General features: G+C 58.0%; 20 protein-coding genes and 1 pseudogene. 10 read left to right on the forward strand and 11 right to left on the reverse strand.

All coding sequences use genetic code 11. The annotated features are described in order from the left end of the window. Window positions 1-143 precede the first annotated feature (143 nt). On the forward strand, window positions 144-1,040 hold the full coding sequence (locus BLL42_RS14605) for a M23 family metallopeptidase (RefSeq protein WP_071552736.1): 897 nt from the start codon (window positions 144-146) through the stop codon (window positions 1,038-1,040). A 105-nt stretch (window positions 1,041-1,145) separates the two neighbouring features. Here the strand turns inward: BLL42_RS14605 and BLL42_RS14610 are convergent, their stop codons facing one another. From BLL42_RS14610 to phoB, 3 genes and pseudogenes are all read right to left on the reverse strand, one after another. Further along, complete coding sequence (locus BLL42_RS14610) at window positions 1,146-2,486, reverse strand: hemolysin family protein (RefSeq protein ID WP_071552737.1); 1,341 nt, start codon at window positions 2,484-2,486, stop codon at window positions 1,146-1,148. A 124-nt stretch (window positions 2,487-2,610) separates the two neighbouring features. Continuing rightward, window positions 2,611-3,896, reverse strand: a pseudogene (gene phoR / locus BLL42_RS14615) (phosphate regulon sensor histidine kinase PhoR). Between the two features lie 81 nt (window positions 3,897-3,977). Continuing rightward, entirely contained in the window at window positions 3,978-4,667 is a 690-nt protein-coding gene (gene phoB, locus BLL42_RS14620) for a phosphate regulon transcriptional regulator PhoB (RefSeq protein WP_071552738.1), read from the reverse strand. A gap of 151 nt (window positions 4,668-4,818) precedes the next feature. Here phoB and BLL42_RS14625 point away from each other — a divergent pair, with 151 nt between their 5' ends. Next, window positions 4,819-5,196 (forward strand): COG4315 family predicted lipoprotein, encoded by a 378-nt coding sequence (locus BLL42_RS14625; protein WP_071552739.1) that lies wholly within the window; start codon window positions 4,819-4,821, stop codon window positions 5,194-5,196. A gap of 90 nt (window positions 5,197-5,286) precedes the next feature. On the opposite strand, the gene ubiA is transcribed toward BLL42_RS14625, so the two are convergent. Both ubiA and BLL42_RS14635 read right to left on the reverse strand, forming a co-directional pair. Beyond that, entirely contained in the window at window positions 5,287-6,177 is an 891-nt protein-coding gene (gene ubiA, locus BLL42_RS14630; protein WP_071552740.1) for a 4-hydroxybenzoate octaprenyltransferase, read from the reverse strand. Beyond that, entirely contained in the window at window positions 6,177-6,740 is a 564-nt protein-coding gene (locus tag BLL42_RS14635; RefSeq protein WP_071552741.1) for a chorismate--pyruvate lyase family protein, read from the reverse strand. The genes ubiA and BLL42_RS14635 overlap by 1 nt, the downstream gene beginning before the upstream one ends. Window positions 6,741-6,941: 201 nt before the next feature. Here BLL42_RS14635 and BLL42_RS14640 point away from each other — a divergent pair, with 201 nt between their 5' ends. From BLL42_RS14640 to BLL42_RS14650, 3 genes are all read left to right on the forward strand, one after another. Further along, entirely contained in the window at window positions 6,942-7,112 is a 171-nt protein-coding gene (locus BLL42_RS14640; RefSeq protein ID WP_019694300.1) for a rubredoxin, read from the forward strand. A 34-nt stretch (window positions 7,113-7,146) separates the two neighbouring features. Then, complete coding sequence (locus BLL42_RS14645; RefSeq protein ID WP_071552742.1) at window positions 7,147-8,295, forward strand: NAD(P)/FAD-dependent oxidoreductase; 1,149 nt, start codon at window positions 7,147-7,149, stop codon at window positions 8,293-8,295. 189 nt (window positions 8,296-8,484) lie between these two features. Beyond that, window positions 8,485-8,760, forward strand: coding sequence for an HU family DNA-binding protein (locus tag BLL42_RS14650; RefSeq protein ID WP_003213368.1), 276 nt, complete (start codon window positions 8,485-8,487; stop codon window positions 8,758-8,760). Window positions 8,761-8,889: 129 nt separating this feature from the next. On the opposite strand, the gene BLL42_RS14655 is transcribed toward BLL42_RS14650, so the two are convergent. Genes BLL42_RS14655 through BLL42_RS14680 form a run of 6 tightly spaced genes read right to left on the reverse strand, consistent with a single transcriptional unit; the run spans window position 8,890 to window position 16,384 of the window. Continuing rightward, the gene (locus BLL42_RS14655) at window positions 8,890-9,528 is read right to left on the reverse strand and encodes a hypothetical protein (RefSeq protein ID WP_129586956.1); all 639 of its coding nucleotides are present in this window, start codon (window positions 9,526-9,528) and stop codon (window positions 8,890-8,892) included. A gap of 29 nt (window positions 9,529-9,557) precedes the next feature. Then, entirely contained in the window at window positions 9,558-11,888 is a 2,331-nt protein-coding gene (locus BLL42_RS14660) for a lipase family protein (RefSeq protein ID WP_071552744.1), read from the reverse strand. After that, window positions 11,885-12,682: a hypothetical protein gene (locus tag BLL42_RS14665; protein WP_071555764.1), complete on the reverse strand. Its 798-nt coding sequence runs from the start codon at window positions 12,680-12,682 to the stop codon at window positions 11,885-11,887. Before BLL42_RS14665 ends, BLL42_RS14660 begins: the two co-directional genes overlap by 4 nt. 41 nt (window positions 12,683-12,723) lie before the next feature. Continuing rightward, window positions 12,724-13,515, reverse strand: a complete 792-nt coding sequence (locus tag BLL42_RS14670) for a hypothetical protein (RefSeq protein ID WP_071552745.1) — start codon at window positions 13,513-13,515, stop codon at window positions 12,724-12,726. Next, window positions 13,512-14,360, reverse strand: a complete 849-nt coding sequence (locus BLL42_RS14675; protein ID WP_071552746.1) for a DUF4123 domain-containing protein — start codon at window positions 14,358-14,360, stop codon at window positions 13,512-13,514. The genes BLL42_RS14670 and BLL42_RS14675 overlap by 4 nt, the downstream gene beginning before the upstream one ends. Continuing rightward, a complete protein-coding gene (locus BLL42_RS14680) occupies window positions 14,357-16,384 on the reverse strand; it encodes a type VI secretion system Vgr family protein (protein WP_071552747.1) in 2,028 nt (675 codons plus the stop codon). Before BLL42_RS14680 ends, BLL42_RS14675 begins: the two co-directional genes overlap by 4 nt. Window positions 16,385-17,093: 709 nt before the next feature. On the opposite strand from BLL42_RS14680, the gene tssA reads away from it, so the two are divergent. From tssA to BLL42_RS14705, 5 genes are read left to right on the forward strand one after another with little or no spacing between them, the layout of a single operon-like run. Continuing rightward, window positions 17,094-18,650 (forward strand): type VI secretion system protein TssA, encoded by a 1,557-nt coding sequence (gene tssA, locus BLL42_RS14685; RefSeq protein ID WP_071552748.1) that lies wholly within the window; start codon window positions 17,094-17,096, stop codon window positions 18,648-18,650. A 32-nt stretch (window positions 18,651-18,682) separates the two neighbouring features. Then, window positions 18,683-19,186, forward strand: a complete 504-nt coding sequence (tssB, locus tag BLL42_RS14690) for a type VI secretion system contractile sheath small subunit (RefSeq protein ID WP_071552749.1) — start codon at window positions 18,683-18,685, stop codon at window positions 19,184-19,186. Between the two features lie 28 nt (window positions 19,187-19,214). Next, window positions 19,215-20,690, forward strand: a complete 1,476-nt coding sequence (gene tssC / locus BLL42_RS14695) for a type VI secretion system contractile sheath large subunit (protein WP_071552750.1) — start codon at window positions 19,215-19,217, stop codon at window positions 20,688-20,690. A gap of 15 nt (window positions 20,691-20,705) precedes the next feature. Then, the gene (gene tssE, locus BLL42_RS14700; RefSeq protein WP_054594682.1) at window positions 20,706-21,113 is read left to right on the forward strand and encodes a type VI secretion system baseplate subunit TssE; all 408 of its coding nucleotides are present in this window, start codon (window positions 20,706-20,708) and stop codon (window positions 21,111-21,113) included. A gap of 10 nt (window positions 21,114-21,123) precedes the next feature. Continuing rightward, on the forward strand, window positions 21,124-21,630 hold the full coding sequence (locus tag BLL42_RS14705) for a PAAR domain-containing protein (RefSeq protein ID WP_071552751.1): 507 nt from the start codon (window positions 21,124-21,126) through the stop codon (window positions 21,628-21,630).

Below are 21,630 nucleotides of genomic sequence, written 5' to 3' on the forward strand. Positions count from 1 at the left end.
GCGCTGCCGCAGGCTGCGATTTTTTGATTTTCCTCTCTGATCGCCCAACACATTCCTCCCCGATTTTGAAACATCTGCCGACTACGCGGATCAGTTCTGGCTGCTAGGCTGTTTTTCAGGCCTTCCTCGACAGAACCTTGCCCATGTTCGCGCGATTGTTGTTTTTCTGTGGTCTTTTCATGGCCTCCACCTCGGCCGTGGCCATCACTATTTATAAGTCCACGAGCGCCACCGGAGCGGTCTCCTACAGTGACCGCCCATCCCAAGGCGCACGGATCTTTGTATTCCGCGACCGCATGGACGAGCACCTTGAGCGCCAGGTGTATCTGGATATCAAGAAGCAGAGGGACACGCACAGTGTGTTTGTGCGCAACGACCTGTATGCGCCGGTAGAGGTCGAGCTGAGTTTCGTCGGGCTGAAGAATGTCAGCGGTGCACCAGAACAACCGATCCGCCGGGTGTTGCCGGCGCGCAGCAATATGCGTCTGGCGTTGCTCACGGCGATTGCGCCCGGCAAGCCGCTGGCCTATACCCCGACGTTCAACTATTCCCTGGGCAACCCCACAGATACCACGCTGGCCTATCGGTATCCGCTACCGTGGCGTGGCGGACCGTTTCACCTGACGCAGGGCGCCAATGGCCAATACAGCCACTTTGGGGTCAAAAACCGTTATGCCATGGACATCGCCATGCCGGAAGGCACACCGATCATCGCGGCGCGCGGCGGGGTGGTGGTGAAGACCGAGAACGGCCAGAGCGGGCGCGGCACCGACCCGTCCGGCAATTTCGTGCGGGTGCTGCACGATGACGGGACCATGGGCGTGTACCTGCACCTTAAGCGCGGCTCGGTGTGTGTTCGGGAGGGTCAGCGGGTAGCAGTCGGTAGTGCGCTGGCGTTGTCGGGCAATACCGGCAACAGCAGCGGGCCGCACCTGCACTTCGTGGTGCAGCGCAATAGCGGGTTGGGCCTGGTGTCGATTCCGTACCAGTTCAATCAACCGGTGGGCAGCTTGCCGAACTTTGCGCTCGGCAAACAATAAAAGATCGCAGCCTTCGGCAGCTCCTACACAGGGATTGTGTTTCACCTGTAGGAGCTGCCGAAGGCTGCGATCTTTGTGCAAGCAATGCGGTTTCCTGCATTGCGATTAGTCGAGCATCAACACCTTGGCCAAAATGATTTTCGGGCCTTTCATCTTTTTGATGATGATCCGCAAACCTTCGACTTCCAGCACTTCTTCCTCTTCCGGCACCCGATTCAGGGTTTCGTAGACCAGCCCGGCGAGGGTTTCTGCTTCGATGTGATCCAGATCGATACCCAGCAGGCGTTCGACCTTGAACAGCGGTGTGTCACCGCGTACCAGCAATTTGCCCGGCTGGTAGGCGAGGATCCCGCGTTCGGCCTTGCGGTGTTCGTCCTGGATGTCGCCGACCAGCACTTCCAGCACGTCTTCCATGGTCAGGTAGCCAATGATGTTGCCATCGGCTTCTTCAACCACGGCGAAGTGCGAACCGCCTTTGCGGAACTGCTCCAGCAACTGCGACAACGGCATGTGCCGCGATACGCGTTCCAGCGGGCGGGTCAGCTCGGCCAGGTTGAACGACTCGGGAATGTGGTCCAGCGCCGCCAGTTCCAGCAGCAGGTCCTTGATGTGCAGCAGGCCGACGAACTCCTGGCGGTCGCTGTCGTACACCGGGTAGCGGCTGAATTTGTGGCGACGGAACAGCGCGAGGATTTCCTTGAGCGGCGCGTTGAACTCCAGCGTCACCAGGTCTTCCCGGGAATTGGCCCAGTCGACCACTTCCAGCTCGCCCATTTCCACGGCCGAGGCGAGTACACGCATGCCTTGATCGCTTGGGTCCTGGCCGCGGCTGGAGTGCAGGATCAGTTTCAGTTCTTCACGGCTGTAATGGTGCTCGTGATGAGGGCCGGGTTCACCTTGGCCGGCGATCCGCAGAATGGTGTTGGCGCTGGCGTTGAGCAGGTAGATCGCCGGGTACATCGCCCAGTAGAACAGGTACAGCGGCACCGCGGTCCACAGCGATAACAGCTCGGGTTTACGGATGGCCCAGGATTTGGGGGCCAGTTCGCCGACCACGATGTGCAGGTAGGAAATGATGAAGAAGGCGGTAAAGAACGATATGCCTTTGATCACTTCCGGGGAGCTGACACCGACCGCGCTGAGCAACGGTTCGAGAATGAGCGCGAACGCCGGTTCACCCACCCAGCCAAGGCCCAGGGAGGCGAGGGTGATACCCAATTGGCACGCCGACAGGTAAGCATCGAGCTGGCTGTGTACGGTGCGCAGGATCTGCCCGCGCCAGCCGTTTTTATGGGCAATGGCCTCGACCTTGGTCGAGCGCAATTTGACCATGGCAAATTCCGCCGCAACGAAGAAGCCGTTGAGCAAAACCAGGATCAGTGCAAAAAGAATCATGCCGAAATCGGCGAAGAGTGCAGCGAGGGTCAAGCCAGGGGAAGGGTCCATGATGGAGTTTTGCGGGTTCCGTATATTCGAAAAGAAAGGGGATTGCCGAGCCTGAAAGGCAGGCCCAAGCCAGCCAATGTAGCGGCTGACAAGGCGATTGCCTAGTGTTCAGTCAACACGTGCGCTAGTCGGTCAGCGAGTTGACTCGCGATTTTGTGACCTGTGCCGGCACGAAATGGCAGGTGAACGTGCTGCCGTGCCCCAGCACGCTGCTGATCTCCATTCGCGCACGATGGCGTAACAAAACGTGTTTGACGATGGCCAGGCCTAGCCCGGTGCCGCCGGTATTGGAGTTGCGGCTGGAGTCGACACGGTAGAAGCGCTCGGTCAGGCGTGGCAGGTGTTTGTTGTCGATACCGATCCCCGAGTCCTGCACGCTGAGGTGCGCACCTTGCTCGTCACCCCACCAGCGGATGCGGATGTTGCCGCCGTCCGGCGTGTATTTGACCGCATTGAACACCAGGTTCGAGAACGCGCTGCGCAACTCGGCTTCACTGCCCTTGAGCATAATCGACGGATCGGCTTCCAGGGTGATGTGCTGGTTGCGCTGCCCGGACAGCGCCTGGGCGTCACTCTTGATCGATTGCAGCAGACTGTCGATCGGCACCGGCTGGTTGTCCGATGGGTAATCGGTGGCTTCGAGCTTGGCCAATAGCAGCAAGTCGTTGAGCAGCGTCTGCATGCGTCCGCCCTGTTGCTGCATTTGTTGCAACGCACGGCTCCAGCGCGGATTCACCTCTTCGACGTTATCGAGCAGGGTTTCCAGGTAGCCGCAGATCACCGTCAACGGCGTGCGCAGTTCGTGGGAGACGTTGGCGATGAAGTCTTTGCGCATCTGCTCAAGTTGATGAATACGCGTGACGTCGCGCACCAGCATCAGGTGTTCGTTGTTGCCATAACGGGTGATGTACAGCTGGATCCGCATCCGGTCGTTGGTCGGCGAAGGAATTTCCAGCGGCTCGGCGTAGCTGTCCTGCTCGAAGTATTCCTTGAAGCGCGGATGACGCACCAGGTTGGTCACTGGCTGACCACTGTCCTGCGGGGTCTTGAGGCCCAGCAGGGTTTCGGCGGCGCGGTTCCACCATTCCAGGTTGCCGTCGCTGTCGAGCATGATCACGGCGTCCTTCAACGCCGCGGTGGACTCCTGAACCCGGTCGATCACCGCTTGCAGGCGTCCGCGCACGCGCTGATCGCGCCGTTGCAGGTGGTAGATGCTGTCGAACACTTCACCCCACAGGCCGTAGCCATCGGGGGGGCTTCGTCGGGTTTTTGCAGGCGCAGCCACTCGTGCAGGCGTAGCAATTGCTTGAGGGTCCAGGCCAGGTAGATTCCCAGACCTGCGGCCAGGCTCCAGCCGTAGTAGCCGGTAATCAGGCCGATCACCAGACAGCCGGTGACCAGTAACAGCATGTGGCGGATCAGAGTGCCATGCCAGTTTTGGTTCACTTAAACACGCGTCCTTGTCAGCTTGTCGAGCCAGTAAGGGCCGGCTCAGGCCTTGGTGGAAAAACGATAGCCCGTGCCGCGCACGGTTTGTACCAGATTCTCGTAGGCATCGCCGAGGGCTTTGCGCAAACGACGAATGTGCACGTCGACGGTGCGCTCTTCGACATACACATTGCCGCCCCAGACCTGATCGAGCAATTGCCCGCGGGTGTAGGCGCGTTCCTGATGGGTCATGAAAAATTGCAGCAAGCGGTATTCGGTCGGGCCCATCTCGGCGGGTTTGCCGTCGATGGTCACGCGATGGCTGATCGGGTCCAGCAGCAAGCCGCCGACTTCGATCGGTGCTTCGCCGTCGGTAGGCCCGGCACGACGCAGCACGGCCTTCAGGCGCGCAACCAGCTCACGTGGCGAAAACGGCTTGGTGATGTAGTCATCGGCACCGACTTCCAGGCCCTGGATCTTGTTGTCCTCTTCACCCTTGGCGGTGAGCATGATGATCGGGATGTCCCCGGTCAGCTCATCGCGCTTGAGGCGCCGGGCCAGCTCGATGCCTGAGGTACCGGGCAGCATCCAGTCGAGCAGGATCAGGTCCGGTTTACGGTCGACGATAATGGCGTGGGCCTGCTGGGAATTTTCGGCCTCCAGGCAGTCATAGCCGGCCATTTCCAACGCAACGGCGATCATTTCGCGAATGGGCGCTTCGTCGTCGACGATCAGAATACTCCTGCCAGCCATGCCTTAATCCTCTTGTCATTTAACTGTCTTGCGCCGCATTAGATAACGGAATTATTGCAGTCGTGTGACAGTATTTTAGCCGTGCGGCAGTCAGCGCAATCCTGAACTACGCTTTAAGTCCGGATCCTGACAACCACAAAAGAAGGTTTCTATGACTCTCTACGCTCAATCTTTTAAAGCCCTGATGTTGGCCGCTACCCTGGCATTACCGACACTCGCGCTCGCTGCCGAGCCGGCAATGATGAAGGACGGCATGATGGTCGATTCCAAGGGCATGACCGTGTACACGTTCGACAAGGACACAGGCGGCAAGTCGATGTGTAACGCTGATTGTGCCAAGACCTGGCCGCCGATGATGGCGCCGAAGGATGCCAAGCCCATGGGCGAATGGACGCCGATCAAGCGTGATGACGGCATGATGCAATGGGCTTACGACGGCAAGCCGCTGTACACCTACAAAATGGACATGAAGCCCGGCGATAAGAACGGTGACGGTTTCAAAGACATGTGGCACATGGCGAAGCACTGATCCATACAACATGATCTGAACCGCTAAAAGATCGCGGCCTGCGCGCGTGCACCTGTAGGAGCTGCCGCAGGCTGCGATCTTTTCCAAACTTCAGCGCAACGCGTAATCCAGCACGATCCCGACGAAAATCGCCAACCCGGCCCAATGGTTATGCAGGAAGGCCCGAAAACACTTCAGTCGGTCCTTGTCGCGGGTGTACCAGAATTCCCAGGCAAAGCACGCGGCTGCTGCCAGCAGGCCGAGGTGAAACCAGCCACCCAGCTCGAATTTCGATCCCGCCAGCAGCAAGCACGCCAGGGCCAGCCCTTGCAGCGTGAGAATGATCACCCGATCGGCATCGCCAAACAGAATCGCCGTGGATTTCACACCAATTTTCAAATCGTCGTCGCGGTCGGTCATGGCGTAGTAGGTGTCATAACCCACTGTCCACAGCAGGTTGGCGATCCACAGCAACCAGGCAATGGCCGGCAGTTCACCGGTTTCGGCGGTGAACGCCATCGGCATGCCCCAGGAGAACGCCGCGCCCAGTACCACTTGCGGGTAATAGGTGTAGCGCTTCATGAACGGGTAAGTGGCAGCCAGCGCCAGGCCACCAAACGACAACCAGACCGTGGCCGCGTTAGTGCACAGCACCAACAGGAAACTCACGCCCATTAACAGCGCGAAGAACACCAACGCTTCTTTCGAGCTGATCTTGCCGCTGACCAAGGGCCGTTGTTCGGTACGTTTCACGTGACCGTCGACCTTGCGATCAGCCCAGTCATTGATCACGCAGCCGCCGGCGCGGGTCAGCACCACGCCAAGGACGAAAATCACACTATTGGCCAGTGACGGCGAACCTTTCCCGGCAATCCACAGCGCCCACAGCGTTGGCCACAGCAGCAGGTAAATGCCGATGGGCTTGTCCATGCGGGTCAGCTGAATGAAGTCCCAGGCGCGTGGGTTCAGGCGATTCAGGGATTTGAGCAGGCTTTGGTACATCAGCAGTTCTCCGCATTCGCGCGGGCAGTGCGCCACAGGGCTGGCAGGAATATTTCCGCGACCAGCACGCTTAAGTTCCCCCGGTCGAAACGCGAGCGTCGGCCCCACCGTTCCGGTGCCCGGGATTCGCTTGGCAACCACTCGGCAGGATAGTGACAAACCTCGATGGCGCCACGCTGGAATGCCTGATCGCAAAACAGCAACTCGCCCAGGGAGCGGCTGCCCAACTCATCCATATTCAACCCGCCGTCCTGCAACGAACTGCGCGCCGCCACACTGCGGGCAAACACCCACGCCTCGCCATGACCGCGCAAATATACTTCACGCACCCAGCCTTCGCTGCCTTCGGGCAACTCCAGCGCGGCGCATTCGTCTGCGCGCAAAGGCTGCCAGCCTTCGAATAATGGCGTCACGCTGAAGCCGTCATCCGACAAACGGGTCAGGCGGCGGGTGAGCGAGCCTTCATCGAATAGCCAGTCGAGGGTTTGCGCGTCAGGAAGGGGCGCCAGCTGGCTTTGTGGCAACCAGAGCGGGGCAGGGGCGAGGGGGTTTGAGTGCGGCACAGTGAGTCAGTATTGGCAGCAAATGAGGCGGCGAGCTTACCATGCTGGTCGGTGATATTGACTGATCAGACGGGGTAATGACCGCGAACAGGCTTGCATCTGTTGAGCCTGATCAGTACAAAACGCCTTGAGCCGGACGGCAGACCTTTATCGGGCGACCGTTCGTGCCAGCAAAAGCCTGAGAATTTGAGGAAACAAGTAATGAAGAAGTGGCAATGCGTGGTCTGTGGGCTGATCTACAACGAAGCCGACGGCTGGCCGGATGACGGCATCGCAGCCGGGACCTTGTGGCAGGACGTACCGGAAGACTGGCTGTGCCCGGACTGTGGCGTCGGCAAAATGGATTTCGAGATGATCGAAATCGCGGCCTGATCACAGATTTACATGAATTGAAGAGGAGTAAGGAATGAACGCACCTGTCGTGATCGTCGGCACTGGGCTGGCTGGCTACAACCTGGCCCGGGAGTTTCGCAAACTCGATGGCGAAACACCGCTGCTGTTGATTACCGCAGATGACGGACGCTCTTACTCCAAGCCGATGCTCTCCACCGGTTTCGGCAAGAACAAGGACGCTGACGGCCTGAGCATGGCCGAACCGGGCGCCATGGCCGAACAGCTAAAGGCTGAGGTGCGTACCCACACGCGCATCAGCGGCATCGACCCGGGCCACAAACGCCTGTGGATCGGCGATGAAGCCGTGGCCTATCGCGACCTGATCCTCGCCTGGGGCGCGGAAACCGTGCGTGTGCCGGTGCAGGGCGATGCGCCCGAAGCGATCTTCCCGATCAACGACCTCGAAGACTACGCGCGCTTTCGGGCGGCGGCTGCGGGCAAGCGTCGGGTGTTGTTGCTCGGCGCCGGCCTGATCGGCTGTGAGTTTGCCAACGACCTGATCCTCGGTGGTTACGACGTACAATTGGTCGCGCCGTGCGAACAAGTCATGCCGACGCTGCTTCACCCCGCGGCGGCCGCAGCCGTGCAGGCCGGGCTGGAAAGCCTGGGCGCGCAGTTCCACCTCGGCCCGGTACTCAACCGTTTGCAACGCACCGATGACGGGCTTGAAGGGCACTTGTCCGATGGCCAGGTGATTCCCTGCGATGTCGTGGTTTCCGCCATCGGCCTGCGTCCGCGCATCGATCTGGCGGCCGCTGCCGGTTTGCAGATCAATCGCGGTGTGGTGGTTGACCGCCACCTGAAGACTTCTCACGCCAATATCTACGCCTTGGGCGACTGTGCCGAGGTCGATGGGCTGAATTTGCTGTACGTGATGCCCCTGATGAGCTGTGCGCGTGCGCTGGCTCAGACCCTGGCCGGCAACCCGACTGCGGTCAGTTATGGTGCGATGCCGATCACCGTGAAAACACCGGTCTGCCCATTGGTGGTTTCCCCGCCACCACGCGGTTTAGAAGGTGTCTGGACCGTCGAAGGGCAGGGTGCCGACATCAAGGCGCTGTGCCGTGATACCAGCGGCAAACTGCTGGGTTATGCGCTGACCGGGGCGGCGGTGATGGAGAAACTGGCTCTAAACAAGGAGCTTCCGGCGCTTCTGGCGTAAATACCGGTCGTTCTGTCGGAATCACCCCGCTTTTGCCCCTACAAAGGTCGCCCCGAGACTGGCGCCGCTCGTAACCGCATGCCATCCTCACTCACGTCTGCCGCAGAGTAGAGCCTGCGGCGCCTTGGGCGCTGTTCTGGAAGAACAGCACGGACATAACAACAAAAAACCGTCAAAGAGGCTTCACTCATGCGTAAACCAGAACTCGCCGCAGCCATCGCTGAAAAGGCTGACCTCACCAAAGAGCAGGCAAACCGCGTCCTCAACGCCGTTCTCGAAGAAATCACCGGCGCTCTGCACCGTAAAGACAGCGTCACCCTGGTGGGTTTCGGTACCTTCCTGCAGCGCCACCGTGGCGCTCGCACCGGCAAGAACCCGCAAACCGGCGAGCCAGTGAAAATCAAGGCCAGCAACACCGTTGCCTTCAAGCCAGGCAAGTCGTTGAAAGACAGCGTCAATCCATAAATGCTGCGAACTCCCAGAGTTGCGGGGGAGAGTTGTATTGAAAATGGGCACATCGAGCAGGTCGAGTGTCCATTTTTTATTGGCGTGGGATAAGGCAGTGCGCATAGAGGCTCGGGTTACTCGGCCAAGCTACTCGAGAGTGGTGTCGGCCACACTGACCTTCAACCGCAATGTTCTGCCTTGGAGCTGTTTCATATGCGGCATGCCAAGTACCTTGCTATTTGTGTCCAGCCCTTTGCACATAAGTTCCTGCTGGAAGACGCTGCTGTGTTCGAGATCTTCATAGCGACAGCTCACTGAGATCACTTGCTCGTCAGGCGTCGGCGCTGGATGATTTCCATCATCAAGGCGGGTATCGACACTCAACTCGGCGCTGGCCACGCCGAGCTTCTTTTGGTTTGTTTCACGCATGTCGAAGATCAAGAACGTAAAGTGGCTAATTCCTATGACGCAACCCTCAACGCTGACGTATAGCGGCACCTCGAATTCAGAAGTGTGCGCAGTGGCGTGGGACCGACTGGAAAACCTTTTTTTATCAGGATTGGGGTCGCCTGCATAATCGTCAGGCAAAAAGCACACGCTGGAAAACACTGGGTGATAGTACGCGGTAGCGTGCACGCTAAACTCTGCAGGCATTTCCGTCTTTAACGTCACGGTGTTGGAAAACACAGCGCATCCGGATCCGAGCATCACAAGGCCAGCCAGTAGTAAGGTACGAACGGAACGAGGCGCAGCGCTTGGGCAGCGGTGCTGTGGTAATGGGCGCATTAATACTTCCTTGTTGATTTGGATAAGGGCTACACAATCGAATCAATATCCAGATGGTAAGGGGCGCCCACGGCGTGCCCTCCCGTGATTGCCGCAATTGCCAAGTCATGGTCTTCGGCCGGTGGCGGAATCTTCGCCAGTTGTTCATTCACGGTGTTTTCCGGGTGGGCATTCCAGCGCAGCAGGTTTTCCTGCACCCACTCGGGCTGGTCGGCGTAGCTGCCGTAAACCTCGGTCTCGGTGACTCGCTGGTCGTGCAGGGCCAGCAGGCGAGTCTGGGTCATCTGAATCTTTCCCTTTTCTTCCTTGAGAGCCTGGGACTTTTGCGCGTCTTGATGGTAATTGGCATGTGCGCGGGGGTTGTTTTCGAGTGTTTGCTGGAGGTCGTCCAGCTGTCTGCTGATGTTTCCCAAGGCGCCGTTGATCCTTTCCAACTCCTGAGCAGTCACCCGTGAGCGCTTGAGTTTCTGCGCCTCCTGCCAACGGCGCAGGCTGGCCCAGCAGCCGGGAATGTAGCTGGCGACCATCGAGTGATCGGCGGCCTCCATCACCTGCCGCAGGAGTGAGCCACGCTTGGGCAGGCCATCGATCTGTCGCAGTGCCTTTGCGCAGCCATGATCATTGATCGTGCTGCAGCCCGGTTCCCAGAGAATCGAGGACTTGTGTCCTTCGTTAAATTCCACCGGCATGAAGTGGCGTAATTTGCCGTGATGCGCGTAGGGCTCGCCCCGGAAGTTGACCATCCCCACGATCAATAGCGCCAAACCAGCGGCTGGGTTGAGGACAAGTACCGTCCCATGTGCGACATACATCGGCTTGGACGGCGTGTTCATCCAGGTGGCGGGTACGCTTGGAACGGGGTCGTTGTGGTTGACGATACGGTGATGGTTCAAGGGGTGGGCGTTTTTGATAAAGGTTGTGTCGCCTGCGCGAGGGGCGCCGTAGGTGTAGAGCACGATATTCAGGTCGAAACGTTTATCGCGGCGCAACATTTCAGCCAGTATCAGCGCCACCGCCCCGCCCAGGCTGTGTCCGGTAATCAGTAGTTTTTGCCCGCTGTAGAATTTATCCAGATAGGTGACGACAAACGTATAGGCGACCTTGGCGGCTCCGTAGAAACCGTTATGAACTTTGCCTTCCCCTTCCTCAAAAGGAACCTGCTGGGCATCCGCATCACGCAGGCCGTCGGCCAGCAGTTCGTTGGTTCCGCGCACGCTGATCAATATCAACTCGTCGTGATGGGTGATAAATGCCTGGGTGTCCGAGCTTTTGACTTGTTTGCGATCATCGAGAAAGTGCAGTTTGGCCGGGTGCTCCTGCTCATCACCCAACTCTGGATTGTTGACGTCGGGGTAGAGCAACGGGTCGAACGGCACCACTTCCAGCCGTTTCGAGTAAGGCACCTCTTCATACAGCGGGTAGTACTTTGTCGTCTGCGTGGCATCGACTTTCCACAGCTCATCAAACTGCGGTAGGGCATGGCCGAACCAGTTGCCGCTGCTGGGCTGCAAGGGAAAGCTCACGCTGTCCGTTTTGACGGGTTGTGTGTCCGGCTCCTGACCAAAATCGGTGTAACTCAGGGTTGCCATCAACGCCAGTTGATAAAGGTTAAGTGCGCAAAACTCGTTGCCGGTCGACAACATCGGGCGCAGCGCCCTCATGGGCCGCACTTCCATCACATGATGCTTGTTCGGCAACAGGGCAATGCCTTTTGGTTTGTGCGGTGGCGGGAAAAATCCCAACTCGACCGTGGCCATGTCCATCTGACTGAAGACCGCGCTTATCCCGCCATCCGGGGCGCTTTTATCAACACTCGTGAAAGCTCTGGATGTGGGAGTGGGTCGCAGTAGTTTGTGCACCACCATATTCGGTGGATCGCGACGAAGGGCCAGTGGCGGTAAGTGCGCCACATGCTTCACCAGTTCGCTGACTTCAACCTGGTAATAGGCAGTGGCATCAGCGAGGTCTTTTGCTGGATTGGCTTGGGTGCGTACGCCTGATGTGTTGAAGAAGCGGGTTTTTTCGGCGCGTACCTGGAGTTCGGTGATGGGGAGTGGGTAGTGCGGTCTTGTTCTTAAATCCTTATAGAGCGCTTCTGCGCCTTTAAAGGGTTGGTTCAGTTTGAGCACTACCGGGCCGCAGTAGTGGTTATCCACCTTCCCGGAGCCTGTAGCATCCAGTTTTCCTGTGTAGACGGTGTCTTCGTAATCGATGATTTCATATGTCAAACCGGCGTAGGGTTTGCCATCACCGAACTCGTCCACTAATTGAAAACTCGTCGAATGACCACGCAATGGACAGGCATGGATGTTACCCGCCATAAAGGCTACGTCACTGGCGGCTAAAGGTTTGAAGTTCATGGGTTTTCGTCCTTGTTTTCCGTGCAACCTGGGTAAATGGTGCAGACTCTTTCATCCACCATTCTGAAAGTGCTGAAATCTTTGTAATTACCATTGCAATAGCCACGCTGATCTTCAAAGCCTTCGCCCATGCAGCGTTTCCAGCCACCCGGAACTTGAACCCAGGTGTCACCCCAGCCGGGTTTTTCTTCATCCGCTAGTTTGATTTTCAGCCTCACGGTTTTCCCCCGTAGCTGAGTCAGCGTGTACGCCGTGAAAGGACGACTTCGGGCGACATTTCCCTGTGCATCCATTTTTTTGCAGGTGAGGATTTTTGTGATGTAGCGCTTGGGGCCAACCGTACGGAATAACCATTGGCATTCGCCGAAGAACTCGCCTACATCGTCAGTGTTGAAAGTGCCCATGTGTCGTTCCAACAACTCCGGGCGCACCGCAAACGAGGCGTAGTCGTAGCCGGAATAGCTGCGTTTTTTGTCTCTGCCAATGATCCCTATGATTTTGACCTCCACATGGTTCAGCGCTAGCGGGCAGTCGCTCACGGTTCTGTAAAGCGGGATCTCGGAAGTGGCTTCGTAATCCATGTAGATTTTATTGAAGCCAAGCTGAGTATCTTTTCCGCCTGGCACGGTGCACGTTTGACCTTTGGCGGGCACGTAGGTGGCCGTCAGGTCGTACTTGAAGTCAGGTGGAAAATCGGGAATGAAGGTGAAGCTGTCTGGCTTGCCGACAGCCGCACAACCCACGGTCAGGGAAAGGCAACTACCGAGGGTCAAGCCTTGAATGACACGTTTGATGTGCGGGACACCTTCCCGGCAATACAGTGCGTTCGGATGCGTCATGGGTTTTCGTCCTTGTTTTCCGTGCAACCTGGGTAAATGGTGCAGATCCGTTCATCCACCATCTTGAAGGTGCTGAAATCCTTGTAATTGCCGTAGCAAAATGCGTATTGATCTTCAAAGTTATCGCCCATGCAGCGTTTCCAACCGCCAGGCACTTGGACCCACGTATCACCAATGGCAGGTTTTTCCTGTTCGGCCAACTTGATCTTCAGTCTTACGGTTTTCCCCGGTAACTGAGCCAGCGTGTACGCCGTGAAAGGACGACTTCGGGCGACAGTTCCCTGTGCATCCATTTTTTTGCAGGTGAGCAGTTTTATCAGGTAGCGCTTGGGGCCGACCGTGCGAAAAGCCCACTGGCATTCGCCGAAGAACTCACCCACGCCGTCATCGCTGAAAGTGCCCATGTGTCGCTCCAACAACTCAGGACGTACGGCAAAGGAGGCGTAGTCATAGCTGCTGTCACTTCGTTCCGGGCCAAAAATTCCCGTGATTTTGATCTCCACATGGTTCAATGCCATCGGGCAGTCGCTCACGGTTCTGTACAGTTCAATCTCGGAAGTAGCTTCGTATTCCATGTTGGGTTTATTGAAGCTGACCTGAAAATTTCGCCCTCCCGGCAAGCTGCACGTTTGTCCTTTGGCGGGCAGGTAGATGGCCTTCAGTTCGTACTTGAAGTCAGGTGGAAAATCGGGAATGAAGGTGAAGCTGTCTGGCTTGCCGACAGCCGCACAACCCACGGTCAGGGAAAGGCAACTGCCGAGGGTCAGGCTTTGAATGACACATTTCATACGGGAGCATTTCCCTGCCAATACAGCGCTTGCTGATACACCCGCTCAAAATGTGCCGCCGAGTCCTCTTCGGGCTTGGGTAGCCAGGACTTTGGCGGAAGGTAACCCGGCGCTTGCAAGCTCTGGGTCAGCAAAAAATGCACCTGCTCGGGTTGTTGCCAGCCCCATGAACGGGCCAATTGAATCTGGCCCCATAACCAGTCATCCACATCCAACTGCGAGGCGAGGGTCGCCAGGGCTTCGGTGTGCTCACGGATCAGGTAGCGACGAGTGTTATCGAACTGCAGGTTCGCGTAGACGATTTCCGGCGTCGGGGTGTTCAGCCAGGGCGGATCGAGCGGCAGCGGGTGTGCGCCGGGGTCTGGGTTGTTAGTGACTGTCCATTGCTCAGCCTGCCAGTAGCAGACGCTGGCGATCGGCCCAAGAAAATCGGCGTACTGCTCTGGTTGCAGATAGGCCAGGGCGCGCCCCAGTACGCGGTTGTCGTGCATGCGATACACCGCCAGGTGCGGGCGTTCACCGGTTACCACACGGTCGCGCCAATGAGCGGCCAAAACATCCAGGTCAACGTTACTGGCACTTGCCAGCCAGCCCCAATGACGCTCGGGCGTGTCGAGCAGCCCCTGGATGACCGGATGTTTGATGGAGCCAATCTGAAAAAGATAAGGGCCAGCTTGTGCCAGTGAATCAGCCGCTGTACCCACATACAGATTGCGATATTGATCGGCTCCCGGTTCGCTGGTCAGCGCAATGCGTTCGTCGAGTTGGCCGACAGTGTCGAGCATCAGATAGAGATCCCGTCCGGACCGGGATTGCTCGTCTAGCCATTGTTCGAGTGTATTCATGCGACTTCTCCAATGCTGCATTGGCCAGCGAGACAAGCCTCGCAAAGCGGGCAGTAGTCCGCCGCCTGCTGTCTGGCGCCGGTCACGATAGACAGTGGGCTGGCGATGATGGGATTGGGATTGCGGGTCAAAGCCTGTAGCGCCTGTAGTGGCTGAATACCCGTCAGTGGCGCACCGCCCTCGACAATGGCCACGCTGCTGAAAATCCCGCTGGTATTGATAACGATGTGGTGACCACCCGCCTTGAGCGTCAGGCTCATGCCGGCATCGATCACCACGTTGGCGGCGGTGAGCTGGGCATGGGGACCGGCCTGAATCACCAGCGACCCCACGGACGTCGTGCTGCTATTGCCGCTGATAGTGATCAGCTCATCACCACCAATCACCGTGCTACGCACGCCTTGGGTGGTATGGAATTCCTCGCCCTTGATCAGGCTGGTGCTGTTGTTGTCCACCTGCTCGAAGCGGTCGTTGCTGATCAGGCGGGTGCTGTCGTTGAGGATCAGTTGCTCAAGGTCGCGTTGGGCGCGCAGGTAGATTCTTTCTTGCCCGGCGCGGTCTTCAATCGACAGTTCGTTGTAGCCGCCACTGCGCGGCGAGCTTTGGCTGCGCAGGACAGTTCTGGTCTTGTTCTCGGGCAGTTGATGAGCGACGGACGTGACTTTGTTGACCACGCAACCGGTGATCAACGGTTGATCCGGGTCGCCCTCCTGAAATGTCACGACCACTTCCATGCCGACGCGCGGGATGGTCACTGCCCCAAAACCCTCACCGGCCCAGCTGGATGCAACCCGTAACCAGCAACTACTTTTTTCGCTATTGAGTTCTGCCCGATCCCAAGGCAGCTCGACACGAACCCTGCCGTACTCATCGCAAAAAATTTCCTCTCCGGGCGGCCCTGTGACACGAGCGGTTTGGCAGACCAGCACAGGTTTTCGGGGAGGCAGAGGCGGTCGGTAGAACACGTCCCACGGAATAGCGCTGAAGCTATTGCGGTAGCCTTGGGTCATGTCGCCTTCGGGTTGGGCGTCGCTGGTGATCGATTCCTCCAGCGATTGAGGTTGTTTCCCAACGTGGTGAACGCTGACCAACAACCATAAATCGTTGCAGGATTTGCGCGAGTGTTCGGTCAGGTCAAAAAAGTGGCCGCTGCGCAGGGTCGGCTGGTCGCTTTCGCCCTCGGCCAATTGGTAATCGATACGGTGCCGCTCCAGGGTCTGCCGGGCGAGCTGTTTGCCGAGCTTTTCAGTCGCCATCAACACCGGGTAGCGATAGTCTTCAAGCGCAGGGCTGAACTCGGCAGTGAAGCGACTTTCCAGCAACAGACTGGGACGCTTCAGGTCATAACCACGGCGTGTGACCTTGCTGGTACGGGTGTTGAAACGCTGGGAGAACTGGCTGACGACGGGATGCTCCGCCACCATGCCGGAGTCTTGCTGATAAGGGGTTGCGTCCAGCCTGGGAAAGAAGGTCTGGTCATCGGTGAACACCAGCACATGGCCTTCCCGGGAATGCTGGTGATGCCATGCGATGCCGTCCTCGGCGCACAGTCGCTGGACGAACTCAAAATCATTTTCCCCGTATTGGGTGCAGTATTCGCGCTCGGGGCTGGTGCTGACATTGAAGGTAAAGGCATCGGCCTGGATGCCATGTCCCTTGAGTACCTGAGCAATGATTTGCGGCACCGTCAGGTGCTGGAAAATCCGATGATCATGGCTGAACTGCAAGTAGTACAGCGCCGGCACCAACGTCAGGAGATAACGGGTCTGGCGTTTGCCGGGCCCACCCGCCGCCACTTCTTCGATACGCCCATGAATACCTTCGCCGTGATGACCGAACTGGAGAAAGGCCGGCTGGCTGAGCAGGCTCTCCAGATCGAAATCCGGGTACTCGCTAACCAGCTCCACCCGAATGGCATACAGGCTGCTGATGGCTTCGGTGCCGTCGAAGGCCAGCACCTTGAAATCGTTGCGAACACCGGGAACCTGCAGTGAAAAGTGCGCCGTATTGGACGATTGGAACATTCGCTTATCCTTTAGCTGGATGGAAACAACGCGCGATATTCAAACCGTCCTTGGTCTTGCTCGCGTGAACTTCTGGGCACGCTAACAAGCTGGCAAGCGAAATAATGTAGGAAGGCTCCCTAACGTCAGTCGGAGCACTCCGTGTTTCAAAGTGTTGCGTTAGTGAACGACAAAGACAGTGCAATTGTGTGGCCAATTCCACGCAATTTCGCTGTATAGGGTCACATTTGAGGAGTTTGTTGAAACATGAGGTGCCATCAATTTGATGTCATTTTTTTTAATTGACTGTTGTCATTTATCGATTTGGAGATTGATGGCAGTAACTTTTTCAGAACAATCCTACATTTATCATTTTTGATTCTTGTCATGCTCTGCGCCTGCCTCAGAGGGCGGATGCTCAATGACGAAGATCAGGTTTGCAGGCCGCTCTGGCTCAACGGTTCCGGGGCGATGGGGCGAAAGCGAGAATATTAAACTGACATCAGGGTATCCCCTGTCACATATAGGGTGATTACCTACACGCTACAGAGAACACTTTGCCTTGTTATTTAATTGGATGCTTGCTAGTGGCCACCATCGTGAGTACGATGCGCACCACTTGAAAGAGCACGGTACTCAATTGGATGAGTCTTACGTGATGCTCTTGATACTGTCCAACGCACCGAAACTCCGGAAAGCGTACAGACCGTAATACTATTAAAGGCCAGGGATGTCCTATTCAAGCAAACTTTCTGCTCATTACCTCGAACTCGCCAAGTGCTCTGTTTCCAAAGAGAATTTTGCGGGCGAGGACGTTCGCTTTTCGAGTGAATATGAGGCATTGGAAAGCGAGTTGGGCAAAGCCCAATCCATGCATGAAAGCGGTCAGATCGACTGGCTGAAAATCCGTGAAAACAGTGAAGCGTTGCTGCGAACCCAATCCAAGGATTTGCGGGTCGGCGCCTGGCTGACCTGGGCGCTGTATCAGCGCGAATCCTTCCAGGGCCTGCTGGCCGGTCTCGGCCTGCTGCACCATCTGTGCGAGCACCACTGGGCCGAGATTCACCCGAACAAAGCCCGCACTCGCTCCGCTGCCATCAGTTGGCTGGTGCCGCGTCTTGAGCAGGTGCTGAACGAAAACGTCGCGATCAAAGAGCAACTGCCGCTGTTCCGCAAATTGGTCGAGCACCTGGAAGGTCTCGATGCCGCCTGCACCGAGCATTTGAGCGATGATGCGCCGCTGCTGCTGCCGATCTCGCGCCGTCTGAAAAACATGGTCCAGCGTGCCGCCGACAACCAGCCGGAGCCCGGCGCTGTTGGCGCGGTGGTGGCTCAGGTCAAACAGGCCGCGACCCAGCTGTTCACCCCCGGCGCGCCGATCGACAACGAAAAAGAAGCCCACAAGGCCCTGCGCGCGCAGCAGGAAAATGCGCGCCCGCTGTGCGCCTGGTGGCTGAAACAGAAAGCCACCGACCTGCGCGCCCTGCGCCTGAACCGAACCTTGCTGTGGTTGCCGATCGACGCCGTCCCCGAGCGCAACGCCGAGCAAATCACCGCATTGCGCGGGCTGCCGGCCGACAAGCTGAAAATCTACCAGGACCGTTTCGACCAAGGGCAATTCGCCGACCTGCTGGTGGAACTGGAAGCAAGCCTGGCCAAGGCACCGTTCTGGTTCGATGGTCAGCGGCTGGTCTGGGAATGTTTGCAAGGGTTGAACGCTGACCTGGCCATGCGCGAAGTGGAAATTCACTTCGCGTTGTTGATTCAGCGCCTGCCGGGCATCGTCGAATTGCGTTACCACGATGGCGCGCCGTTCGCTGATCCGGCCACTCGCGCCTGGATCAGCGCCAACGTGATGCCCCATCTGCAAACCGCCAGCGCGCCGCGCAAGGTCGAAGTCAGCAGCAGCCAACCGGCCTGGGAGCTGGCGCTCGAAGAAGTCTTGCCGGTGCTGCGCAAGGACGGTCTCAAGGCCGCGGTGCAAATTCTCAAGCAAGGCCTGCAAGCCGCCCACGGCGGGCGCGTGCGGTTCTTCTGGCAGTTCAGCCTGGCGCGGCTGTGCTTCCTGGCCAAGAAATACGAACTGGCCAAGACCCAACTCGAAACCCTCGATTCAGAATTACAGAACTCAGGCTTGCACGCCTGGGAGCCTGATCTTGCGCTGGAAGTGCTGCACCTCCTGCATAGCTGCTGTGAGTTGTTGCCGCAGAACCACGCAGTGCGAGAACGCAAGGAAGAGATTTATCGCAGGCTGTGCCACCTCGATCTTGAAGTGGTACTCGAATAGGCCCCAGGGCCACAACCGCAAGGAGAAAAGCCATGGCCAAAGAAGGCTCGGTAGCCCCCAAGGAACGCATCAACGTCACCTTCAAACCCGCCACCGGCGGTGCTCAGGAAGAGATTGAACTGCCGCTGAAACTACTGGCAATCGGTGACTACACCCACCGCGCGGACGAGCGCAAAGTTGAAGATCGCAAGCCGATCAGCATCGACAAGATGACCTTCGACGAAGTCCTCGCCAAGCAAGAGCTGCAGCTGACACTGAGCGTGCCGAACCGTCTTCAGGAAGAGGGCGACACCGAAGAGCTGGCCGTGAAACTGCGCGTCAATTCGATGAAGGACTTCAACCCGGCCAGCCTGGTCGAGCAAGTGCCTGAGCTGAAAAAACTGATGGAACTGCGTGACGCACTGGTGGCCCTCAAAGGCCCACTGGGTAACGCACCTGCCTTCCGCAAAGCCATCGAAGGCGTTCTCGCCGACGACGAATCGCGCGGTCGCGTACTGGGTGAGCTGGGCCTGAACGCCGCAGCCCAGGACGCCTGAGTCCCCATCAGCCAAGGAAGCCAACACTATGAGCACCCGTGCAGCACAGCAAAAGAGTAACGAGAACGGCGAATACAGCATTCTCGACAGCATCATCGCCGAAACCCGTCTGACCCCGGACGACGAAGCCTACGACATCGCCAAGCGTGGCGTGTCGGCGTTCATCGAAGAACTGCTCAAGCCGCAGAACAACGGTGAGCCGGTCAAGAAAGCCATGGTTGACCGCATGATCGCCGAGATCGATGCCAAGCTCAGCCGTCAGATGGACGAAATCCTCCACCACCTGGACTTCCAGTCGCTGGAATCGGCGTGGCGTGGTCTGCAGTTGCTGGTCGACCGCACCAACTTCCGCGAAAACATCAAGATCGAAATCCTCAACGTTTCCAAGCAAGACCTGCTGGACGACTTCGAAGATTCGCCGGAAGTGATGCAGGCTGGCCTGTACAAGCACATCTACACCGCGGAATACGGCCAGTTCGGTGGCCAGCCAGTGGGCGCGATCATCGCCAACTACTTCATGTCGCCAAGCTCCCCTGACGTGAAACTGATGCAGTACGTGTCGAGCGTTGCGTGCATGTCCCACGCGCCGTTCATCGCGGCTGCCGGCCCGAAATTCTTCGGCCTGGAAAGCTTCACCGGCCTGCCGGACCTGAAGGATCTGAAAGATCACTTCGAAGGCCCGCAATTCGCCAAATGGCAGAGCTTCCGTCAGTCCGAAGATTCGCGTTACATCGGCCTGACTGTTCCGCGTTTCCTGCTGCGCAACCCGTACGATCCGGAAGAAAACCCGGTGAAATCGTTTGTGTACAAAGAAACCGTCGCCAACAGCCACGAGCACTACCTGTGGGGCAACACGGCCTACGCGTTCGGCACCAAGCTGACCGACAGCTTCGCCAAATTCCGCTGGTGCCCGAACATCATCGGCCCGCAAAGCGGTGGCGCAGTTGAAGACCTGCCGTTGCACCACTTCGAAAGCATGGGCGAAATCGAAACCAAGATTCCGACCGAAGTGCTGGTGTCCGACCGTCGTGAATACGAACTGGCCGAGGAAGGTTTCATCTCCCTGACCATGCGCAAAGGCAGCGACAACGCCGCGTTCTTCTCCGCCAGCTCGGTGCAAAAGCCGAAGTTCTTCGGCATCAGTGCTGAAGGCAAGGCGGCAGAGCTGAACTACAAGCTCGGCACTCAGCTGCCGTACATGATGATCGTCAACCGCCTGGCTCACTACTTGAAAGTGCTGCAGCGCGAGCAACTCGGTTCGTGGAAAGAACGTACCGACCTCGAGCTGGAACTCAACAAGTGGATCCGCCAGTACGTGGCCGACCAGGAAAACCCGAGCGCCGAAGTCCGTGGCCGTCGTCCGCTGCGTGCCGCCCAGATCATCGTCAGCGATGTTGAAGGCGAGCCTGGCTGGTACCGCGTCAGCCTGAACGTGCGCCCGCACTTCAAGTACATGGGTGCCGATTTCACCTTGTCGCTGGTTGGCAAGCTGGACAAAGAGTAACCAAGGAGCTGGGTCATGACTGGATACGGCAGCCTTTTCGAACGCCTGGGTGGCGACGCGGACAAACGCGTCGGCTGGAGCCGCGAGGTTTCCGCCATGGCGTCGGTGGCTGCCCATCTGGCCAAGATGCTCAGCACCCGTGCGGGCAGCGTGCAAACGCTGTCCGATTACGGGCTACCCGATCTCAACGACATGCGCCTGAGCCTGCACGACTCCCTGAGCCAGGCACGCCTGGCCATCGAACGCTTCATCGAAGCCTACGAGCCGCGCCTCACGAACGTGCGTGTCGTTTCCCTGCCGCGAGACAACGATCAACTCAGGCTGACCTTCAGTATCGAAGGCCTGCTGGAAGTTGAAGGTTTCAAGCGTCAGGTCAGTTTTGCCGCGCGCCTGGATGGCAGCGGTCAAGTCAAGGTCAACTAAGGAGACGACGATGTCCGGTAAACCCGCAGCACGAGTCAGTGACCCTACCGCTTGCCCGCTCCCCGGCCACGGCACCAACCCGATCGCCTCCGGTTCCGGCGACGTGTTCTTTGACGGCCTCGCGGCCGCCCGCCTGGACGATGTCTCGGCCTGTGGCAGCGCGATCTCCGGAGGGGTGGCGAGTACCGTTTTGATCAACGGCAAGCCAGCGGCGACCGTCGACTCCGTAGGCACCCATGGCAATAAAGTTACTGCCGGGTCTTCGACGGTGATTATCGGGAACTCGCATACGCCGGTGCCGTTTGTGGCGCCGTTGCCTTTGATTATTCCGGGGTTTGATGAGCAGTTTGTCCTGACTGACAAGAGCGGAGCGCCTATGGCAAACCGTCGGTATCTGTTGATTCGAGAAAATGGTCTTCAAGAGGAAGGCGTTACCAGTGATACAGGCCTGACTCATCGGGTGGCGCGGCACAATAGTGCGGAAAAAGTTGATATCTACGTTGCGTCAGAGGATTGA

This window comes from Pseudomonas frederiksbergensis, from assembly GCF_001874645.1.
GTDB lineage: Bacteria > Pseudomonadota > Gammaproteobacteria > Pseudomonadales > Pseudomonadaceae > Aquipseudomonas > Aquipseudomonas frederiksbergensis_B.